The organism is Nocardia sp. CA-135398 (genome assembly GCF_050955845.1).
GTDB lineage: Bacteria > Actinomycetota > Actinomycetes > Mycobacteriales > Mycobacteriaceae > Nocardia.
Window position 1 is genome coordinate 5,913,174 of the sequence record NZ_CP192084.1, and the last position, 13,464, is coordinate 5,926,637.

Below are 13,464 nucleotides of genomic sequence, written 5' to 3' on the forward strand. Positions count from 1 at the left end.
TGAGAGCCGCTCATACGCGTTCGAAGACTGCGGCAAGGCCCTGACCACCGCCGATACACATGGTCTCCAGTCCGTACCGCGCTTCACGGCGCTCCATTTCGCGAACCAGAGTTGTGAGGATGCGGGCGCCGGTGGCGCCCACCGGGTGGCCGAGTGAGATACCCGATCCGTGCGGATTGAGGCGGGCATCGTCCGCATCGATCCCCCAGACCCGCAGCACTGCCAAGACTTGCGCCGCGAACGCCTCGTTCAGCTCGATGACGTCCATATCCGCGAGTGTCAGGCCGAGCTTCGTCAGCGCCCGTGTCGTCGCCGGAACGGGGCCGATCCCCATCGTTCGCGGATGGACACCCGCTACGGCCCATGACGCCAGTCGCGCCATCGGCCGCAGGCCGAGCCGCGCAGCATGTTCAGCCGTGGTAACGAGACAGACAGCGGCACCGTCGTTCTGACCACTGGCGTTGCCTGCCGTGACCGTGGAGTCCGGGTCCAGATCGGCACGAGCGGGCCGCAGCGCCGACAAAGAGGCCATCGTGGCGTCGGCACGTGGATGCTCGTCCTCTGTCACGAGGACCGGCTCTCGAGACCGTTGCGGGACCGAGACGCCGACGATCTCGTCGGCGAAGACGCCGGAGCGCTGAGCAGCAACCGCTCGCTGATGTGACTGCAGCGCCAATGCGTCTTGTTCGGTTCTCCCGATTCGGTATTCAGCGCGCAGATTCTCCGCTGTTTCGATCATGCCGCCGGGCACAGGAAAGTTCTTCCCTCCCGCGGTCACCCTGGCTCGCGCCAGACGATCGTCGAGTGCGACGCCGGCGCCTTTGACCCCCCAGCGCATCCCGGTCGTATAGAACTCGGCCCGGCTCATGGACTCGACACCGCCGGCCAGAACCAGATCGCTTGCTCCGGTTGCCACCTGCATGCATGCCTGCACAACAGCCTGCAGCCCGGCACCGCAGCGTCTGTCGACCTGCATCCCCGGCACTTCCACGCCGAGTCCGGCCTCGAGCGCTGCGATTCGGCCGATGGCGGGCGCATCGCCATTCGGTGTCGCCTGCCCGAGAATGACGTCATCGATCAGATTGCCGTCGATTGCGGTGCGTTCCAGCAACTCCCGGATGACCGTCGCCGCGAGAGTCTCGGGCGGGATGTCTTTGAAGACCCCGCCGAATCGTCCGACCGGGGTACGGAGGGGCTCACATATCACCGCCGCGCGCGGTCCGGAACCTGTCACCGCTGCGACACCATCGGTGTATCAGCACCGATCCGGCCGATTTTCTGCGCTCCGCCGGGCGCACCCAGCGGCTCGTCCCTGCCGGGCAGCGTCTCGGTGAAGAAGCGACGGTTGTCCTCGACGAAGGCCGCACTTTCCGCATCCACTCGCCGGTCCTGGCTGATCGCTTCGACCGGGCACACCGGCTCACAGGCACCGCAGTCGATGCACTCCTTCGGGTTGATATAGAGCTTGCGCTCCCCTTCGTAGATGCAGTCGACGGGGCACTCCTCCATACAGGATTTATCCATCACGTCGATGCACGGTCCGGCGATCACGTACGGCATTGCTCTCTCCTTCGCAGCCTGAGATTCGAGTTCCTAGGCCGGTGCGGTGACCGGCTCGGGCAGCTGGTCGGTCGAGTGGCCCGGGAACAGCTGCTGATGCGGGTCGAGGTGGACGGCGGCATTGTTCACAGCCGTCGCCACCTCCCCGAAACCGACGGCGATGAGGCGAACCTTGCCGTCGTACTCGACGACGTCACCCGCGGCGTACACGCCCGGGACCGCGGTACGCATCGCCGAATCGACCACGATGTGGCGGTTGTCGCGCAGTTCCAGACCCCATTCCCGCAAGGGGCCGAGATTGGCGATGAAGCCGAGAGCCGCGACGACGCGTTGGCACGGCAGACGCCGGAGTTCCGCACTGCCTTTGACCGCGATCTCGGCGTGGGTGATCGAGCCGTTGCCGACCAGCGCGCTGACCTCGGCATCGGTGACCAACGCGACAGCGGACTCCTCGACCTGCGCCACTGTCGCCGCATGAGCCCGAAAAGCCTTGCGCCGGTGCACGACCGTGACCGAGTTCGCCACCTTCTCGAGCATGAGCGCCCAGTCGAGTGCGGAGTCGCCGCCACCCACGATCACCACATCGGTGCCCGTGTACGTAGTCGGGTCCGGCACGAAGTATTCGAGACCGTTTCCCAGGAAGTCTTCGCCGGCGGGCAACTGCCGTGGCGTGAAGGTTCCGATCCCCGCTGTGATAACGATCGCCCCGCAGTCGATTTCGTCCCCGCCGCTGGTGCGGACGTGGTGCCTGCCGCCGGCGTCGGTGCGGAGCTCTTGCGCCTCCTGGCCGAGGATATACATCGGATCCGCGGAGGCCGCCTGCTGAACGAGCTCAGCGACCAACGCGCGACCCTTGACTGCGGCGTAGCCGGCAACATCGTAGATCTGCTTCTCCGGATACATGGCGGTGATCTGACCGCCGAGCTGCGACAGTGAGTCGATCACGGCCGTCTTCAGCCCGCGCACTCCCGCGTAGTAGGCGCCGTACAAGCCGACGGGTCCCGCGCCGACGATGAGTAGGTCCACGGAGTACGTGGTCATGATGGAAGCTCCGATTCGGTTGGTGCAAAGACGGAGGCGGATATCCGCCAACGCGGGTTACGTCGAAGACGTTGCGCGGCGGCGGTTTCCACATCGAGGCGATCAGACCCGCTTCATGTCGAAGCTCGCCCGCTGCCCGGTGCCGTATCGGCGCAGGGCTCCCTCGGGTCCGGCGGCATTGGGGCGGATGAAGATCCAGTTCTGCCACGCAGTCAGACGGCCGAAGATTTTCGTTTCGAGACTCTCCGGGCCGACGAAGCGATGGTTGGCTTCCATTCCCGTCAGCGAGTCGGGCGACAGCGACGCGCGTTCCTCCAACACGATCCGCAATTCCTCGGCGAAGTCGATGTCGTCGAGGGCGGTGGTGATCAGCCCGAGCCGGTCGGCGTCCGCGGCAAACAGCTCCTGCCCGCGGTGCGCGCGCACCTCCTCCAGCTGTTCAGGGTGCCCGTAGAAACGAGACTCCAGGCGGGCGAGCCCATTACCCATCGGATAGGTGCCGAAGTTGGAATCGGTGAGTTCAATGGCTGCCGGCTTCGCATCGGCGTCGACATCCTGGAACACTCCATCCAGCATGTACTGCCGGTCACTCGCCAACGCCAATTCGAGCAGCAGGCCGACGAATGCGCTGCCCGGCTCAATGACCGCGAACAGGCTGCGGCTGGTGACGTCGAGCCGCTTGAGCGTGCGCTTGTAGTAGAGGCGGACTTCGTTGACGAACCAATTGTCGCCCTCGTCCTGCAACTGCTTGTCGTAGGCCCGGACGAGTTCCGGATCGCCGACCACACGGAAGACCCAAGTGCCCAGGTCCGGTTCGTTGGTCCGCAGCCGAAGAATGAGATCGTCGAGCTGACGGGTGAGGGCGAGCGGCCAGTAGTCGGCTCCCTGCGCTACGACGGCATCGACATCTTCCGGAGGCGCCGACGTGGGGCCCTGGATCGTGATTTCGACTCGTCGCTCATCCCGCACGAGCTTGGCGTGGACATGCCGATATCCGATGTCGTCGCCAATGTCCGTCCGCTGCAGAGGTGTCAACTCGACACCCGCCGCCGCGTCCGGTCGCCGTGAGCCGGCAGCGGCCGCGGCGGCCCGAGCACGCACCCGCTCGTCGAAGCGGGCTCGCGGTGCCGTTTCATCGACCAGGCCCCATTCGACCGCCGTGGCTCCGCGCACACCTTCGGACTTCGTGGCGAAAATATCCGCACGGTCCTTGCGCACCTTGCGCTTGTCGACGACGCGGGTCAGGCCGCCAGTTCCAGGGAGCACGCCGAGCAGAGGCACCTCGGGCAGCGATACAGCAGAAGAGCCGTCGTCGATGAGGACGATCTGGTCGCATGCCGCGGCGAGTTCGTATCCGCCGCCGGCGGAGGTGCCGTTGACCGCGGCGATGTAGGTCTGCCCGGAGTATTCGGAGGCATCCTCGATCCCGTTACGGGTTTCGTTGGTGAACTTGCAGAAATTCACCTTCCACGCGTGCGCCGACTGCGCGAGCATTCGAATGTTGGCGCCCGCGCAGAACATACGATCCAGACCGCCGGTGACGACGACAGCCTTGACTTCCGGATGTTCGAAACGCAACCGCTGCACCGCGTCGTAGAGCTCGATATCGACGCCCAGGTCGTACGAATTCATCTTCAGTTCGTAGCCCGGCACCAGTCCCCCGTGCGGGTCGACCAAGAGCGTGAGCGTCGCAACCGAACCGTCGATGTCGAGTTTCCAGTGGCGATAGCGAGCCGGATCGGTCTCGAATTCGACAACCGGGACGTCACTCGGGGCTCCCGTGGCAGGCATGTCGGTGACAGTCATAGATAGATACCTCTCGAACTTTGGGCGGACCCTGACAGGGTCTCCGCTCGCCTGTCATTCATACTACTGAAAGAGTACGAATCACAAAAGGCTTGTAGAGTATTTTGATTTTTGCAGGCTGGGCAGGACCTCGGCGGCGAACAGCTCGACGATGCGATCGCGACGCACCCCCTCCCCCACCGGGCAGAAGACGAGCTCACTCGCCCCGGCGTCCTGATACTCGACAATCCTGGACCGCACCCGCTCCGGGGTCCCGTGCAACAGATACCGATCGGCGAGCCCGGTGAAGTCCTGCTGATATGTCGTACTCACCATGTCGATCACTTCGGCGCGCGAACGAGCCGGGTCCTCGTCGACGCCGCCCCAGCAATGGATGGCGCCGCGAATTGTGCTGGGATCGCGGCCGTTTCGCTCGGCCTCGTCGCGGACTCGCGCCAACGACTCGGCGAATTGTTCCGGGCTGTACATGTAGGGGAACCACACGTCGGCATACCTGCCGGCCCGGCGGATAGCCGCCGGTCGGCGGCCGCCGACCCAGATGGGCGGTCCGCCGGGCTGAACCGGCGGCGGCTGCATTCGCACTCCGGAAATCGTGGTGTACGCACCCTGGAAATCGGTGTTCTCCCCTGACCACAGTCGAGTGAGAACCTCCAGCGCCTCATCGGTGCGGCGCCCGCGTTCGTGCACAGGTACTCCGGCGGCTACGAATTCCTTCGGGTACTCACCGCCGACTCCGACCCCCAGATCGAAACGACCACCGGAGGCCTGATCGAGGGTGGTAGCGAGTTTGGCGGCAAGTGCGGCCGGATACAGCGGCAGCACGGTCAGCGAGGACAACAGGCGCACACGCGTCGTTGCCCCCGCCGCCGCGGCGAGGAGCACGAACGCGTTCGGCATACCGCCATGGAAGAACAGATGCTCTCCCGTACTGACCCCATCGAAGCCCGCGGCCTCGGCGGCCGCAGCTTCGGCGGCCGCCGATTGCTGGTCCGGGCCCAGCGTGACGATTACTTTCATCGAAACGGCTACGCGAGGGCTTCGTCACGCAGGTGGACGTAGTCGAACTCCACTGGCATGTCGTTGATTCCGGACTTCGGCGGCGCAATCCAGCCGGCGAAATCGCCGGGCTCGTAGTGCGGCACCATCAATTCGGCGACTCGTGCCCGATCCTCGGAAGTCGGCAGCCAGTTTCCGACGTTCTCGTTCCACTCGGATTCGGTGAGCACTTCGCCGGTCGGGGAGACGAAGTGGCCGGCGAAGTTGCCGACCTTGCGATTGAAACCCTCGTGCGGCAGTACGAGACGCTCCTCCAGGCCTGCATCCTCGAGCGCCTGGTTCCAGCGGCGCACACCGTTCTCACAATCGGCAACGTACTCGTCGCGCAGGTCCAGGTTCAGTGCGGTCAGGGCCGGCACCTCCTCCTCGACGATCGCTCCGTCGCGCACGGTCCGCACGACATAGGTGGCATCGGTGAGTACGTGGTCGTCCTTGCGGCGCGTTTCCTGCCACCGCCCCTTCAGTCCGCCGGTGTAGTAGGCGGCGGCGTTGGTGGACTGCTCGGAACCGAAAAGGTCCATGGAGACCGAGAATTGGAAGTTGAGGTACTTCTGGATGACCGCGAGCGGGATGCCGCCATACGGGAAGATGTCCGCTGTGTTGTGCTCGACCATCAACTCGGCCGTGCGCTCCACGGTCCGCTGTACGCCGGTCGTGCCGACGAACATGTGGTGCGCCTCCTCCTTCAGCATGAACTCACAGGTGCGAGCCAGCGGATCGAACGCGGACTCCTTCAGGGTGCCGAGCTGGTATTTGCCGTCTCGGTCGGTGAAGTAGGTGAACATGAAGAACTGCAGCCAGTCGGTGGTCTCTTCATTGAACGCACCCAGAATTCGCGGCGAATCCAGATCACCGGAGTTGCGCTTGAGCAGCTGCTCGGCTTCCTCACGGCCTTCACGCCCGAAGTACGCCTGCAGCAAGTACACCATCGCCCACAGATGCCGGCCTTCTTCCACGTTGACCTGGAAGAGGTTTCGCAGATCGTAGAGGCTCGGCGCGGTGTTGCCCAGAATCCGCTGCTGTTCGACAGAGGCCGGTTCGGTGTCGCCCTGCACGGTGATGAGGCGCATCAGTTCCGCCCGGTACTCACCCGGCACCTCCTGCCACGCGGGCTGGCCCTTGTGCTTACCGAAAGCAATCTTCCGATCCGGATCGCGCTCGGCGAGGAAGATGCCCCAGCGGTACTCCTCCATCGGCACGTGGTCGAAGTGCGCCCAACCGTCACGGCCCACCGCGATCGCGGTGCGCAGATACACATCCCTGGTCGGTAGCGCCGGCCCCAGCGTCTTCCACCAGTTCAGGAACTTCGGCTGCCAGCTTTCGAGGGCTCGCTGCAGGCGGCGATCCTCGGAGAGATTGACATTGTTCGGAATCCGCTGACTGTAGTCGATCTTGCTGAGCGGACCGGTCGGCTGCGGCGCAGCGCCGGTGCGCTCCTGCTCGATAGTCATAGTGCCCTCCTGTGCTTCGAATACTCATTCATTCTACAAAACAATTGCGAAACGTCCACAGATATGTAGATCGTTTGCGTGTGATCGAGCCGAATGCCGACTCACCACAATCCGCCGGTCGCATCAACTGTCGCGCCGGTAACCCATTGCGCTTCCGCCGAAGTCAGCCATGCGACCACGCGGGCGATGTCCTCTGGCGTACCGAGGCGTCGCGCCGTATTGGACTTCGACATCGCGTCGATGGCACGGGGATCTGTGGACGATCGCAATGTTTCGGTGTCGGTCGCTCCGGGCCGCACGACGTTGACGGTGATAGAACGGCGGCCCAGCTCCTTGGCTGCCACTCGCGCCGCACCTTCGAGTCCCGCTTTCATCGCGACGTACACGGACTGGCGGGCCGGTGCCAGGTATGCGGCAGCGCTGGACAGCACGACGATTCGCCCATGGTCGGCGACGCGATTGCCGGCGGCAGCGAGTGTCAGCAGCGCCGACCGCAGGTTGATCCGGTAGTCACGGTCGATGACCGCTTCGGTTAGGTCGGTCACCCGTGTGTAATCCCAGGCCCCGACACAGTGCACTACAGTGCGGAGTGGCCCGAGCTCCTCGGCGGCGGTCAGAGCCGCGTCGATACCGGCACCGGTGGTCGCGTCGGTACCGCACGCCACCGCCGTTCCGCCCGAGCCGATGATCTTGTCGACCACCGCCCCGGCGCGCTCCGCGTTGCGGTGATAGCCGACCAGCACGGCGTGCGATTCAGCGAGGCTGGAAGCTACCGCCGCACCGATGCCACCACCCCCGCCGAGTACTACGGCGGACGGGCGCGCGGTCATGCGACACCGAGGGTGTCGAGGAAGGCGGGGCCGCCCTGGACTGCGGTCCGCTGCATGAAGTGGCCGAGGGTGCGCAGCCCTGCCAGTTCCTCGCCGCCACCGGCACGCCCGGGCCCTCCGTGGACGGCGTGCGGAACCGCAGCGCCGTGTCCGGTGCTCTCACCGGCGTTGTCCGCGTCGAGGACGAGTAGTCGTCCGTGCCATGGCGCCGCCGCGATGACCGCTTTGCGCGCGATATCAGGGTCGGCGGTCACGATCGACGCGGCGAGGCTGCCCTCACCGCGGGCGACCAGTTGCAACGCCTCGTCGAGACCGTCGTAGGGCAGCAACGAACTCACCGGGCCGAACGCCTCGATCGAGTGCGGCTCCTGCGCGGTGGCATCGTCGAACCTCAGGAGCACGGGTGACATGTAGGCGCCATTGACGAAATCCGCTGCGGCAGAGAAGTTCTCCGGGGCCGTGTCGATGGTGCCGAAGACGGTGCGCCCCGCCCGAGCCAGACTCCTCGCCGCGTCACGAACGTCGTCACGCTGTCCTTGCCCGACCAGCGGGCCGACCCGGACGCTCTCGTCGCGTGGATCCCCTACGGTCAGCTTCGACAGGCGTTCTGCCACAGCGGCTTCCACGTCGTCCAGCAGAGCGCGCGGAACGAACGCCCGGCGGATCGCCGTACACTTCTGGCCTGTCTTCTGGGTCATCTCCGTGACCAGGCCGCGGACGAAGATATCGAACTCGGGGCTGTCGCGCCGAACGTCCGCGCCGAGAATACTGCTGTTGAGCGAATCCGCCTCAGCGGTGAACCGCACCGCATTCGAGGCGACGACGGGATGGCGGCGAAGCGCTGTCGCAGTCGTGTGAGATCCGGTGACCGACAGCAGGTCTTGGCCGGTCAGCAGATCGAGAAGGCCATCCGGCCGCGCGCACACCAATTGCAGCGCACCCTCGGGGACCAAGCCCGACGCTACGATGTCGCGCACAACCTTTTCCGTGAGATAGGCGGTCTGGCTCGCCGGCTTCACGATGCTCGGAACGCCTGCGAGAAACGCTGGCGCGAACTTCTCGAGCATCCCCCACACCGGAAAGTTGAACGCGTTGATCTGTACATTGGCGCCCAACAGCGGCGTGGTGATGTGCTGCACTCCGAAAGCCCCTGACTTGCCGAGGGACTCGAACTCACCATCGCGCAGAATGGTGTCATCGGGAAGTTCCCTGGCACCCTTGCTGCCGTAGACGAACAGGGCGCCGATACCTCCGTCGATGTCGACAGCGGAATCGCGGCGCGTTGCTCCGGTGTGAAACGAGACCTCGGTGAACTCCGGGATTCGCGCCGACAGGTGTTTGCCCAACGACTTCAAGATTGCGGCCCGCTGCCGGAACGTCAATTCACGCAGCGCCGGCCCACCGACAGCGCGAGCATGGTCCAGTACAGCCGCGTAGTCGAGCGCCTCGTCGGAGATCCGCGCGACCTCCTCGCCGGTCGCCGCATCGGACAGCGGGCGGCCGTCGTCATCCGGGGCCACCCATCGACCGCCGATGTAGCTGTGCAGAATGTCGGTCATCGTTCCGTCCTCCCGGTAGCGTTTTTGCGATTGAGAAATGCGTCCATGCGCTCGTACTTTTCGTCGTCTTCGAACAGCAGCGCCTGAATCGCCAGCTCGATCTGCGGGTGGGCATCCGGGCCTGCATCGACGGCCAATTTCGTCATCCGCAGGGCGATCGCCGAACTACGCAGCATGGAAGCGGCGAGGTCATGAGCGGCGACCAGCAGTTGCGAAGGTTCGACAACATCGATCGCCAGGCCGAGGTCGAGAGCACGTTGCGCAGTGATCCGCGCACCGCCGAGCAATACCTGCTTGGCGACACTCTCACCGACGAGCCGCACGAGCCGATAGGTCGCACCGGCTCCCGCGATGATGCCCAGCTGCGGCTCAGGCTGCCCGAAAACGGTTCGGGGAGTGATGATTCGCAAATCACAGGCGTAACTGAGCTCGGCGCCGCCGCCCAGGGCATACCCGTCGACCGCGGCGATCGTCGGCATGGGCAGCGCCCGGATCCTGTCGAACAACGTCACATTGATGCCCGCGAGAGCATCAGCGCGGCCCCGTTCCCGCAGCTGTGCGATATCGGCGCCACCAGCGAAGATTCCGTTGGCGCCACCTGTAATGATCGCCGGGCGAGGCCGTCGCTCCAGGTCGGTGCACACATCATGGAGTTCGGCGACCATCTCCGCATCGATCGCGTTGCGCTCGCGTTCACGATCGAGCACGATCTCGACGACGCCGTCGGCCTCGGTGATACGTAGGCTGCTTCCGGCGGTCACCGGTCGCTCCAATCGAAAAAGCCCCGGCCGGACTTCTTGCCGAGTTCGCCGGCCCGGACCTTCTCCTCCAACAACCTCGGCGGCTCGTACCGAGGCCCGAGGGTCTCCGCGAGCTGCCGCGCGATATGCAGCCGAACGTCCAAGCCCACAAGATCGGTGAGCTGCAACGGGCCCATCGGGTGTCGATACCCGAGAACCATTGCGCGGTCGATGTCTTCGGCGGTGGCGACCCCGTCCTCGACCATTCGGATCGCCTCCAGTCCCAATGCCACTCCGAGGCGGCTGGTGGCGAAACCCGGAACGTCGCGGACGACGATCGTCTCCTTCTCGATCAGCGCCCCGATCGCTTGCGCAGCCTCGACAACGGGCGCCGCGGTCTGCTCACTGCATACGATTTCCAGTAGCGGCATCGACCAGACCGGGTTGAAGAAGTGCAGCCCGATCAGATTCTCCGGTCGCCGCAACGGCGTCGACAGCGTCGCAATACTCAGAGCGCTGGTGTTGGTGGCAAGTATCGCCGGGGCACGATCCTCTGCGGCGGCCAGCACAGTGTGCTTGAGGTCGACACTTTCCGGGACCGCTTCCACGATCAGATCCAGGTCGACCGGCAGCGCCGCCACACTGTCGACTGTTCGCACCGCCGATCCGATGTGCGCAGCGCGGTCCTCGGACAGCCGTCCCGCGTCCCGGAGACGCTGCGCACGTGCGTGAATGGTCTTCGAGGCCTCCCCCGCCCGGGTGGCATCCGGCTCGGCGATGGTGACCTCGCAACCGGATTGCGCGAACACATAGGCGATTCCGACGCCCATGGTGCCGCCACCGATAACACCGACTTTCGAGACTGGTCGATTCATGACATCCTCAAAGATCCGAAGGGAGACGGGTGAAGACGCGGCGAGCATTGCCCGCGAGCACGCCGGTCAACGTGTCCTCGGGTAGCCCCAGCCCCATCAGCGCCTCGACGTTGCGGCGGACGCCCGGTACGCCCGGCCAGTCGGTGCCGAAGATCATCTTTCGCGCGATCCGGGCCAGATCGAATCGCCGGTAGTACTCGGGCAGCTTCTTCGGCGGTAGCCCCGCCAAGTCCAGCCACACATTCGGCTTGGTCTGTGCCATGAACGCCGCGGCGTCATACCACCAGCCACGTCCACCGTGCGCGAAGATGAAATTCAGTTCAGGGAAGTAGTCGATCGCATCCAGGAGCAGTTCCGGATTCCCGCAGCTGGTCCGGGAGCCCGGAAAGCTGGACGTTCCCGAATGTAAGATCACCGGGATGCCGAGGTCGCTGCACCGCGCGTAGACCGGATACAACTCCTTGTCCCCCGGATCGAAGCACCCGTGCACAGGATGCAGCTTCAGCGCCACGGCACCCAGGTCCAGCTGTCGCTGCAACTCACCGACCAACGGAAAATGGATGTGCGGGTTGAGGTTTGCGACCAGACTGAACCGGCCGGGGCTTCCTTGAGCGAGAGGAACGACATCCTCGATCGCCTGAACGCCGGTCGCCCGTGGGCTGTATTCGCAGAACAGCAACGCATGGTCGACCCCCTCCGAATGCAGCAGCGCATCCAACGCCGCAGGATCCGGCCTGTCGCCGCGATAGGCGTTGCGCCAGGAGTGATCACCGGAGAACTCATCGGCCCATGTCAACCAGGCAGGCCGCAGGCTACTGAGCACGGGGGCATGCACATGCGCATCGATGACCGTCCGATCGTTGATCACGTGAACCGCCCTTCGCTGACTACCTTCACCGCCCATACTCTACATAGACATTGCGATTCATCAAGTATATGTAGTATTAATCTTGTTCCTCCCACACGGTGGCCGCACGTCACCGACCGAAATCGCGTTTTCGATCGAGTAACTTGGACCGATGGCGCGGTGAACCGACTGCGGCTCGAGGATCAATGGCACCGAAAGGGTGAAGCGAGTGAAGGCGATGCCACGCTTCGACGAGGAGGACGTCCTCACTGCGGGGACGCGCCGCCGAGAGGTGGGATCAGCGAGTGCTCGAAGCCTGCTGCTGACACTGCTCGGTGAGTTCGTGCACCCGCGCGGCGTACCGGTCTGGACCGCCACCCTCGTCACCACCCTCGGCACGCTGGGTATCGAGGAAAAGTCCGCGCGCCAAGCCATTTCGCGCTCGGCGGCCGATGGCGTACTCGATTCCGAGAAGTCCGGCCGCAGGGTGTGCTGGCACATCACTCCGCCGGGGACTCGGCTGCTCGCAGAGGGCACACGCCGGATCTATACCTTCCTCCGCAACACCCCATCGTGGGACGGCAACTGGCTCGTCTTGTGGGTCGCCATCCCCGAAACCCAACGTCAACTGCGGCATCGGCTTCGCACGCGATTGACATGGCTCGGCATGGGGTCACCGAGTGCCGGCATCTGGATCGTGCCCGATGTTGCCAAGGTGTCCGACGTCTCTGCCGTCGTCGACGAGTTGGGCCTGGCCGATCGCGCGTTCGCCTGGACGGGCCGGCTCACACCGATCGGCGACCCCGACCGGCTGATCGCTGACGCCTGGGCCCTCGACGACGTCGAACAGCGGTACGCCGACTTCATGCACACCTTCGACAACATGACCGTGACTACTCCCGAGACCGCCTTCGTCGCCCAGATGCGATTGGTGCAGGCGTGGCGGCGATTTCCGTTCATCGACCCCGCGCTGCCTCGCGAATTGCTGGACCACGATTGGCCGGGCCCACAGGCCGCCGAACTGTTCCATCGCTGCCACGAGAGATGGCATGCACCCGCCCAGAGCTACTGGTCCGAATTGCAGGCGCAGACTTCGACATAGCCCTCCGGGCCCCGGAACGCATACTGGCCGTGCGGACGCAGACAATCGCATGGTCCCGGCCCGCGATGACGGTCGACGAGTTCAGCGCCATGCCCTACTTGGCGGCGATGTTCGCCGGTCGGCTGCCCTCCCTGGGCGACGTCAACCTCGACGTGCTGGGTATACCCCGGCGCCAGTTCCACCGGCCGACGTTCGAATGGTCTGGTCGCCGACTCCATTCGGCGTGTCGAGGAGCGGACACGCCGGCACATTCCACCATGAGCTATCTATCAGCAATTTCGAACGCTGCGGCGTCATGAGAGCCGCCATCTGCCCGACCACAGAGTCCGAATGAGCCTCGGACCGGTCTGCGACGGTTCGAGGCTCATTCAGGGGTATTCGCGCCTACCAACCGATCGCTCAGTGCGGTTGACGGTAGCAATGTATCCCGCGCACGGCACGTCTGCGAAATCCGCTGTGCGCGCGTTAGGTTCGAGGATGCTGGCGGCGGTGGTGTTCGGGCAGGAATCGGCCCCACTGTTCGAACGGCCAGCGAGCGGCGACGGAAGTGAGCGGCGTTCGTAGGCCCGATCAACAGGACGACCACCGAGCGAGCCA

Annotated in this window: 12 protein-coding genes and 1 pseudogene; 1 reads left to right on the forward strand and 12 read right to left on the reverse strand. The window is 64.9% G+C overall.

Going from position 1 to position 13,464, the window contains the following annotated elements; all coding sequences use genetic code 11:
• Window positions 1–10: 10 nt before the first annotated feature.
• The 11 genes from ACQP1T_RS25975 to ACQP1T_RS26025 form a co-directional block, all read right to left on the reverse strand.
• A complete protein-coding gene (locus tag ACQP1T_RS25975; protein WP_433755697.1) occupies window positions 11–1,234 on the reverse strand; it encodes an acetyl-CoA C-acetyltransferase in 1,224 nt (407 codons plus the stop codon).
• Window positions 1,231–1,560, reverse strand: a complete 330-nt coding sequence (gene fdxA / locus ACQP1T_RS25980) for a ferredoxin (protein WP_433755698.1) — start codon at window positions 1,558–1,560, stop codon at window positions 1,231–1,233. The genes ACQP1T_RS25975 and fdxA overlap by 4 nt, the downstream gene beginning before the upstream one ends.
• A gap of 33 nt (window positions 1,561–1,593) precedes the next feature.
• Window positions 1,594–2,601 (reverse strand): NAD(P)/FAD-dependent oxidoreductase, encoded by a 1,008-nt coding sequence (locus ACQP1T_RS25985; RefSeq protein WP_433755699.1) that lies wholly within the window; start codon window positions 2,599–2,601, stop codon window positions 1,594–1,596.
• 102 nt (window positions 2,602–2,703) lie between these two features.
• The gene (gene boxC / locus ACQP1T_RS25990) at window positions 2,704–4,407 is read right to left on the reverse strand and encodes a 2,3-epoxybenzoyl-CoA dihydrolase (RefSeq protein ID WP_433755700.1); all 1,704 of its coding nucleotides are present in this window, start codon (window positions 4,405–4,407) and stop codon (window positions 2,704–2,706) included.
• Window positions 4,408–4,488: 81 nt separating this feature from the next.
• A complete protein-coding gene (locus tag ACQP1T_RS25995) occupies window positions 4,489–5,424 on the reverse strand; it encodes an LLM class flavin-dependent oxidoreductase (RefSeq protein ID WP_433755701.1) in 936 nt (311 codons plus the stop codon).
• An 8-nt stretch (window positions 5,425–5,432) separates the two neighbouring features.
• Entirely contained in the window at window positions 5,433–6,914 is a 1,482-nt protein-coding gene (boxB, locus tag ACQP1T_RS26000) for a benzoyl-CoA 2,3-epoxidase subunit BoxB (RefSeq protein WP_433755702.1), read from the reverse strand.
• 101 nt (window positions 6,915–7,015) lie between these two features.
• Entirely contained in the window at window positions 7,016–7,744 is a 729-nt protein-coding gene (locus ACQP1T_RS26005; protein ID WP_433755703.1) for an SDR family NAD(P)-dependent oxidoreductase, read from the reverse strand.
• Entirely contained in the window at window positions 7,741–9,303 is a 1,563-nt protein-coding gene (gene paaZ, locus ACQP1T_RS26010) for a phenylacetic acid degradation bifunctional protein PaaZ (RefSeq protein ID WP_433755704.1), read from the reverse strand. Before paaZ ends, ACQP1T_RS26005 begins: the two co-directional genes overlap by 4 nt.
• Window positions 9,300–10,064: an enoyl-CoA hydratase/isomerase family protein gene (locus ACQP1T_RS26015; protein ID WP_433755705.1), complete on the reverse strand. Its 765-nt coding sequence runs from the start codon at window positions 10,062–10,064 to the stop codon at window positions 9,300–9,302. The genes paaZ and ACQP1T_RS26015 overlap by 4 nt, the downstream gene beginning before the upstream one ends.
• Complete coding sequence (locus ACQP1T_RS26020) at window positions 10,061–10,918, reverse strand: 3-hydroxyacyl-CoA dehydrogenase family protein (protein WP_433755706.1); 858 nt, start codon at window positions 10,916–10,918, stop codon at window positions 10,061–10,063. Before ACQP1T_RS26020 ends, ACQP1T_RS26015 begins: the two co-directional genes overlap by 4 nt.
• 7 nt (window positions 10,919–10,925) lie before the next feature.
• Window positions 10,926–11,786, reverse strand: coding sequence for an amidohydrolase family protein (locus ACQP1T_RS26025; RefSeq protein WP_433755707.1), 861 nt, complete (start codon window positions 11,784–11,786; stop codon window positions 10,926–10,928).
• 217 nt (window positions 11,787–12,003) lie between these two features.
• On the opposite strand from ACQP1T_RS26025, the gene ACQP1T_RS26030 reads away from it, so the two are divergent.
• Entirely contained in the window at window positions 12,004–12,867 is an 864-nt protein-coding gene (locus ACQP1T_RS26030) for a PaaX family transcriptional regulator (RefSeq protein ID WP_433762356.1), read from the forward strand.
• 470 nt (window positions 12,868–13,337) lie between these two features.
• On the opposite strand, the pseudogene ACQP1T_RS26035 reads toward ACQP1T_RS26030, so the two are convergent.
• Window positions 13,338–13,448: pseudogene (locus tag ACQP1T_RS26035) on the reverse strand (ATP-binding protein); the annotation flags it as partial.
• Between the last annotated feature and the right edge of the window lie 16 nt (window positions 13,449–13,464).

Bases quoted from the DNA above. Each gene is read 5' to 3' on its own strand.
- fdxA (WP_433755698.1), bottom strand. From the start codon at position 1,560: ATGCCGTACGTGATCGCCGGACCGTGCATCGACGTGATGGATAAATCC.
- ACQP1T_RS25985 (WP_433755699.1), bottom strand. From the start codon at position 2,601: ATGACCACGTACTCCGTGGACCTACTCATCGTCGGCGCGGGACCCGTC.
- boxC (WP_433755700.1), bottom strand. From the start codon at position 4,407: ATGACTGTCACCGACATGCCTGCCACGGGAGCCCCGAGTGACGTCCCG.
- ACQP1T_RS25995 (WP_433755701.1), bottom strand. From the start codon at position 5,424: ATGAAAGTAATCGTCACGCTGGGCCCGGACCAGCAATCGGCGGCCGCC.
- boxB (WP_433755702.1), bottom strand. From the start codon at position 6,914: ATGACTATCGAGCAGGAGCGCACCGGCGCTGCGCCGCAGCCGACCGGT.
- ACQP1T_RS26005 (WP_433755703.1), bottom strand. From the start codon at position 7,744: ATGACCGCGCGCCCGTCCGCCGTAGTACTCGGCGGGGGTGGTGGCATC.
- paaZ (WP_433755704.1), bottom strand. From the start codon at position 9,303: ATGACCGACATTCTGCACAGCTACATCGGCGGTCGATGGGTGGCCCCG.
- ACQP1T_RS26020 (WP_433755706.1), bottom strand. From the start codon at position 10,918: ATGAATCGACCAGTCTCGAAAGTCGGTGTTATCGGTGGCGGCACCATG.
- ACQP1T_RS26030 (WP_433762356.1), top strand. From the start codon at position 12,004: ATGCCACGCTTCGACGAGGAGGACGTCCTCACTGCGGGGACGCGCCGC.